The organism is Mesorhizobium sp. M0676 (assembly GCF_040320535.1).
Classification (GTDB): Bacteria; Pseudomonadota; Alphaproteobacteria; order Rhizobiales; family Rhizobiaceae; genus Mesorhizobium.
In genome coordinates this window covers 141,699-148,178 of the sequence record NZ_JAMYPU010000015.1, presented here as the reverse complement: position 1 = coordinate 148,178, position 6,480 = coordinate 141,699, and the positions used below count along the sequence as shown (strand labels likewise).

Sequence of the window (6,480 nt, the reverse complement as noted above, 5' to 3'; positions counted from 1 at the left end):
AGCGGACACGGATCACCTGCTGATGACTGATCGCGCGCGGGTCCGGGAAGACACCGAAGTTAAACGGGGGCACCCAGGTGCCCGTTGCCGTTATCTGGACGAAGACGGTCGGCAGCTTCGTTCCGCCGCAAATGGTGGTCGCATCCACGACCGTGGCGCCGCACAAATAGGAGCGGACCAGTACGACCGCGGCGTCCTCGGGCTTGTCGTTCCAGCTCGAAAGCGCGACCGCCTGCGGTCCGGTGTCATTGGACGCGCCGGCCATTACGAGATTGGCCGCGGTTTTAACGCCCGCGCGCATCTGCAGGTAACTCGTTACGTAGGACCAGCCGTCGGCGATGCCGAGGCAGACGAGGCACAGGATGGGCAGCAACATGGAAAACTCGACGGCAGCTATCCCGGATTTGTCCAGGACAATGCGCAAGGTCCGCCCACCCATCCCGCTACTCGACGAGCTGAACGGATTGCGCCGCCGGAATGTTCTTCATCCCGAGGCTGGTGCAGTCCTGCTTGATGGTCGTACTGCCGGACCACTGGATGGTGTCGGCGACGACCTGAGTGCAGCCGCCGTTCCCGGAGAAGTTGCCAAGGTAGTTGACCTGCTGCCTGGGGAAATAGATGGCGCCGGTCAAAAGCGAGGCCGCGGTGCCGTTGAAGGTGCTCTGCGCCGTGGCCCCGGTCCTGTCGCCGTAGAACAGCACGCCGGAATAGGTTCCGGATGTCGGCGCGCTCAGCGTCACCTTGGCGTTGCCGTTCATGCTGACAGTGTTGCTGCCCGCCATGAAGATGGTTACCCCGCTGCCGGCGACGACCGCGTTGGCGTTGACCTTCATACCGCCCTGCACGACGTAGACGCCCGGCTGCAGGGTGACATTGCCCTTGAGATCCATGCCGCTGCAGTAGGTGCCAGGCTGGAGTGTTTGCGACGTCTTGTTGCCGTTGACACTCTTGCACGGGTTGCCGGCCGTCGGCTTCGCCAGGCTGGAGAAAGGATCAGCCGCCGGCAAGGCATGGGTCATGTTAGACTTGCAGACCGTGGTCGCTGGATTGTTCAGTACCATGCCGCCGACCGTGATCAGGCAGTCGGCCTTGAGCACCGCCGAGCCCTGCGTCTTTATGGCGTCCGAGGCAATCGAGTCCGACATGACCGAACAGCCGGTGAGGTTGACGGTGGTGTTGCCGGAAAAGAGCGCAGCCTGGGAGGCCGAGGGACTGAGCGCCAGCACACAAGCCTTGGAGGCATCATTGATCAGCGCCACCGCCCTTGCCTGTTCGGCAACGGGCGCCTGGTTGAAAATCGCCGTGAAGTAGCGATCGAGATTCTGCTTGACGATGACCTCTACCGCCTTCTTCGCGGTGTTCGGGCCGGACAATGGCGGCGTGTTGACCTGAATCGTGCCCGGCGTGGCAAAATTGTTCGAGGTCGCGGACTGCGTGGCGGCGGCGATGATGGTCGGGTTATCGGAACCCGCGACTTTCTCGAGCGCACCGGCATAGGCCGCGGCATCGGCGACGGCCTGCAGCTTGAGGCTGCTGTAGTACCAGAGGGATGTCTCGACACCGAGGCCGGCGCCGCCGACCACGACCGGCAAGGTGAAGGCAAAGATGACGGCAACGTTACCGTTCGTGGCGCGCGTTGGGCGGCCCAAAGCAAACCAAATCCGGGTGAACGCGTTGGATGCCATATGTATTAGAAACCACGAATAGATAAACGAATGTCTAAAAACACCATTCCGATTCGACGTAGTCGAACGTGCTAGGCGCAATTGCAGCGACCGCGCATCATCCTGTCGGAGGTACCGCCCCAGAATCGATGAATGCGAAATATGCCGCTATCGCGAACTTTGTTGTCGACCAAGTGACATTTAAATGCCCCCTCTGCGAAGAAGCTGTCGACAAGACAGGGGACACCGCGCTGCCCGGTAAGGGGAAAGATCGGCTCACGCCGCCTCAGGAACTTTGTGCAATCCGTCCGGGGCTGGCTCTGAGGGCCACACACGCCCGAAACCAACCACTCCAGTCATGATCAGTCCGTGAGGCGCCCACGAAACAACGTGGTGCCGTCGGTCAGCTGCGACCTGGAGATATCCCGGAACCCAGCCTCGGCCATCCACCCGCGATACTGACCTTCCGTGTACGATTCGCCTGCGCGGTAAAGGTTCAGGAAGGTGAGATTGAGAAAGACACCCTCAGGCGGGCCGAGACGGTCGTCATCGACGACACCCCACCCCGCAATTGCGATCTCGCCTCCTTGGGTGAGGCAACGCGCCGCGTTCAGGATCGAACTGCGCGCCTGGTCCGGCGGCAGGACCTGGACGACGGCCTTCAGGATCGCCAAGTCATGCAGGCCGGTCGATGGCGCGACCGTTATGTCGCCTTCTTCGACAACCACATCGCCGGCACCGTATTCCGACAGGGTCGCTGGTGCGACCGCCGCGACCGTCGGGAGTTCCATCAATGTCGCCGCAATATGCGGCCATCGCTCGCGAAGACCGACCAGAATGGTCCCGGCGCCGCCGCCGATGTCGATCACCGAACGGACCGCCGAGAGGTCCAGCTCGCGGGCGAGATTTCGGCCGAAAATCACCCCTCCCGGTGCGAGCATGCGGCTGAAGGCCGCTGCGGATTCTGGTCCCGCTTCGGAAAAGTCGTGCAGCGCGGCCGGCCGGTTCTGCCGCAGCGACTCTGCGGTCAAAAGGTCGGCTCCCCAGAGTTCGCGCAGCAGCACATGATCGCCGCCGCGATAGGTCGGCTTGGACGCGTCGAGAAACTCCGACGATTCGGCTCCGTTGCGAAACTCACCATCCTCGACCTCGAGGAGACCGATGCTGGCGAGCGCGTAGAGGAGCCGCGACAGACGAGCGGGCTCGACTTTGAGCGCTGCCCCAAGGCTGTCGGCAGTCGCAGCATCGCCGCCGAGCCGGGTGAAGATGCCAAGGTCCAGCCCGGCACGAAGCGCCAAGGCAGGGGGCACCCCTGCGATCAGCTTGTCGATCCGATCGGAATCTACCATGTCATATCCCGTTGTGCGATCCAGGATCGACTTTGAACAGCTCGGCCAACCTCGTCAAATCAGTTCACCAGCGCGCCGCTCTCCGCGTCGAACAGGTTCAGCTTGGCGGTATCGGGTTCGACGTAAAGCGTATCTCCGGGGCCGGCGCTGATCCTACCAGCGCCCGCGACCGTTGTGCGCCGCCCCGGCATACCTCAAAAATCCGGCTGTGATGATGGCTGGCCGCGCCTTCGAACGCTACGCAGGCAAGGCCAGCAGCGCCAGTCCGGCCAGCGCCGAGCCGGCCAATGTCGGCAGCATGCCGATCCTCAGTTTCAGCATGGCGACCATGGCGGCTGCCGCCAGCAGCGCGGCACGCCAATCCAGCGACGACAGCACCGGCACCTCCATCCCCAGGCCAACGCGGTGCACCGCGCTGAAGACGACATGCAGTGCGAACCACAACGCAAGGTTCATCACCACGCCGACGACAGCCGCCGTGATCGCACTCAGCGCCGCCGACAGTGCCTTGTTGCCGCGCAGCGCTTCGATGTAGGGGGCACCGAGAAAGATCCAGAAGAAGCACGGCACGAACGTCACCCAGAGCGTCAGCAATGCGCCGAGCGATCCGGCGACAAGCGGTCCCATCGCACCGGCGTGCCGATAGGCGGCGACGAAGCCGACGAATTGCAGCACCAGGATCAATGGTCCCGGCGTCGTCTCGGCCAGGCCAAGCCCATCGACCATTTCACCCGGCGCCAGCCAGCCGAACGAGGTCACGGCTGCCTGCGCGACATAGGAGAGCGCGGCGTAGGCGCCGCCGAATGTGACCACCGCCATCAGGCTGAAGAAGCCGCCAAGCTGTGCCCAAACACTGGCAGGGCCGGTCAGCGCCAGGATCAGTACGACCGGCCCGAGCCAGATCGGCAGCCAGATCGCGATGGTGCGCGGCGCGTGCCATTTCGTCGGCTTGGTGTGAGCGAGTTCGCCGCGTTCGAACATGACGTCGACGGCGCCCCTGACATCGGGCAAATTGTCCTTGCTGCGTGCGGCTCCGGAAAAACGCGCCGGTGCCAAGCGGTTGCCGATCCAGCCGGTCAGCCCTGCAACCAAGATGATCAGCGGAAACGGCAGCCTGATGACATAGATGGCAAGGAACGCGGCCACCGCGATCGCCACCATCACCCGGTTCTTGAGCGCCCGTTTGCCGATGCGGAGGACCGCCTCGACGACGACGGCCAGCACCGCCGCCTTGATGCCGAAAAACAGCGCCTCGATGACAGGCGCATCATTGTAAAGCACGTAGAAGATGCTGAGGCCCAGCATGACAAACGCACCGGGCAGCACGAACAGGATGCCCGCGACGAGGCCGCCGGCGGTCCGGTGCAGCAGCCAGCCGATATAGATGGCGAGCTGCTGTGCCTCGGGGCCTGGCAGAAGCATGCAGTAGTTGAGCGCATGCAGGAACCGCTGCTCGCCGATCCAGCGGCGATCCTCGACCAATTCCTTGTGCATCAGCGCGATCTGTCCGGCCGGCCCGCCGAAGGAGAGCAGGCCGATCCTTGCCCACAGTTTCGCGGCTTGGCGGAAGGTCGGGACGACCGGAGCCTCGGTAGCCTGTGCATCGTCGTCCGCGGCGAGGGCGCTCATGGCGCTTTGCCCGCGCTGGGCCAATTGTGGGTTTCGTCAGTGGCATCGCGGCACCATCTGAAGAACGCATCGTAGAGCAGCATGCCGGCATTAAGCTGTTCGAGATCGTCGCGGAACATGCGCGACAGCCCGAGCGATGCAGCGAGGAACCCGGCCGCCTGCGGTACGAGATCGAGGCGCGCCGTATCGGCTGCACGCACGATCAGCGCAAGGCGATCGAGCGCTTCGGACCGCAACCCGAACTCTTCGATCATCGTGTCGAAGGTGCAGCGCTCGCCGCGATGGCTCCAGAACACGTCGTCGATGTCGAAGGCAACCGCCCCAAACCGATCGGCGGCCGCCAGCACTTCAGACGGCTCGACAAACAGGAACACCGCCGAGGGATCGACGAAGCGGCGGATCAGCCAGGGACAGGCGATGCGGTCGACCTTGGGGCGGGCACGCGTCACCCAGACCGTACGGCCCTTGTCGTCGCGGGGCGGTATCTTGTCGGCCTTGACCAGAAGTCCCTTGGCCGCCTGCCACGCCTCGAAGCCGCCTTCAAGGGATTCGGCAGCAATGCCCTCATGGCGCAGCCATGCGGCAACGCCTTGCGAGAGCTTCAGCCCCTTCTGGCAGATGACGACAGCATGAGCCCCCGTGAACTCGGCCGCCCAGCTCGAAACAGACTTGAAGTCGCGCCGGCACGAGGCCGGAAGCAGCCGCGGATCGGCGTCGTAGTCTTCGTCGATGCGGACATCGACAAGAACAGGCGCGTCGGACAGACCGACAAGGCGGGAAAGCTGCGCTACGGTGATTGCGGTTGTTGACGGCATGGCGTCCACCTCCAGAGTGAGAGTTTGGACGCGATCATTGGGCTGACGCCTCACGGGGTCGTCGCGAAGGAACCCCTTGTCACTATGCTGGATTGATCCTTCGTCTTTGTCAAGGAAAGAGCGGCGCCGGGGGACCGCGCCTACTGCGCCGTCCAGCCGCCATCCATCGGCAAAGTCGTGCCGGTAATCTGCCTGGCCGAGTCCGAGCACAGAAACAGCGTCAGCGCGGCGAGCTCCTCCACGGTGACGAATTGCTTCGTCGGCTGTGCCGCCAGGAGCACGTCGCGCTTGACCTGTTCCTCGGTCATGCCGCGCGCCTTCATCGTGTCGGGGATCTGCCTTTCGACCAGTGACGTCCAGACATAGCCGGGCGCGATGGCGTTGACGGTGATGCCGTCCTGCGCGACTTCCAGCGCTACCGTCTTGGTCAGACCCGCTATGCCGTGCTTGGCCGAGACGTAAGCCGACTTGAACGGCGAGGCGACCAGTGCATGCGCCGACGCGGTGTTGATGATGCGGCCCCATTTGCGCGCCTTCATGCCGGGCACCACGGCCTTGATCGCGTAAAAGGCGGCAAGCAGATTGATGCGGATGATGGCTTCCCACTTGTCGTCGGGAAACTCCTCGATTGGCGCGACATGCTGTATCCCGGCATTGTTGACCAGAATGTCGAGGCTGCCCAAGGCCTGCTCGGCTTCGCGCACCATGGCGGTCAACGCTGCGCCGTCCATCATGTTGGCGCCGGAGTAGCGGCACTGGACGCCGAAATCCTTCTCGATGCCGGCGCGCTCCTGTTCGATCGCCGCGGCTTCGCCAAGGCCGTTGATCGTGACGTTGGCGCCCTCGGCGGCAAGGGCGCGGGCAATGGCCAGGCCAATGCCGCTGGTCGATCCGGTGACGAGCGCATTCTTCGAAGAAAGGGAACCCATGGAGATCTCGCGACTGTTAGGAGGACTACAAAGGCACATAGTTTGTGCGCCACAACATGACAACGCCATAACCATATGTCGGCGCCATCACAGC

The 6,480-nt window shown here is 63.6% G+C and carries 6 protein-coding genes; all 6 read right to left on the bottom strand.

The window, feature by feature from the left end; translation table 11 throughout:
• A partial coding sequence (locus NKI35_RS18495; protein ID WP_352741197.1) for a TadE/TadG family type IV pilus assembly protein occupies window positions 1–424 on the bottom strand: 424 nt, incomplete at its 3' end.
• A gap of 19 nt (window positions 425–443) precedes the next feature.
• A complete protein-coding gene (locus NKI35_RS18490) occupies window positions 444–1,649 on the bottom strand; it encodes a pilus assembly protein TadG-related protein (RefSeq protein ID WP_502897150.1) in 1,206 nt (401 codons plus the stop codon).
• A 377-nt stretch (window positions 1,650–2,026) separates the two neighbouring features.
• Entirely contained in the window at window positions 2,027–3,013 is a 987-nt protein-coding gene (locus NKI35_RS18485) for a methyltransferase (protein ID WP_352741195.1), read from the bottom strand.
• A gap of 237 nt (window positions 3,014–3,250) precedes the next feature.
• Window positions 3,251–4,642, bottom strand: coding sequence for a chromate efflux transporter (gene chrA, locus NKI35_RS18480; protein ID WP_352741194.1), 1,392 nt, complete (start codon window positions 4,640–4,642; stop codon window positions 3,251–3,253).
• Window positions 4,639–5,457, bottom strand: a complete 819-nt coding sequence (locus NKI35_RS18475) for a chromate resistance protein ChrB domain-containing protein (RefSeq protein WP_352741193.1) — start codon at window positions 5,455–5,457, stop codon at window positions 4,639–4,641. Before NKI35_RS18475 ends, chrA begins: the two co-directional genes overlap by 4 nt.
• 140 nt (window positions 5,458–5,597) lie before the next feature.
• The gene (locus tag NKI35_RS18470; RefSeq protein WP_352741192.1) at window positions 5,598–6,386 is read right to left on the bottom strand and encodes a 3-hydroxybutyrate dehydrogenase; all 789 of its coding nucleotides are present in this window, start codon (window positions 6,384–6,386) and stop codon (window positions 5,598–5,600) included.
• Window positions 6,387–6,480 lie beyond the last annotated feature (94 nt).

What these genes read in the sequence shown, in the direction of transcription:
- NKI35_RS18470 (WP_352741192.1), bottom strand. Translation starts at nt 6,386, where the DNA reads ATGGGTTCCCTTTCTTCGAAGAATGCGCTCGTCACCGGATCGACCAGC.
- NKI35_RS18475 (WP_352741193.1), bottom strand. Translation starts at nt 5,457, where the DNA reads ATGCCGTCAACAACCGCAATCACCGTAGCGCAGCTTTCCCGCCTTGTC.
- NKI35_RS18485 (WP_352741195.1), bottom strand. Translation starts at nt 3,013, where the DNA reads ATGGTAGATTCCGATCGGATCGACAAGCTGATCGCAGGGGTGCCCCCT.
- chrA (WP_352741194.1), bottom strand. Translation starts at nt 4,642, where the DNA reads ATGAGCGCCCTCGCCGCGGACGACGATGCACAGGCTACCGAGGCTCCG.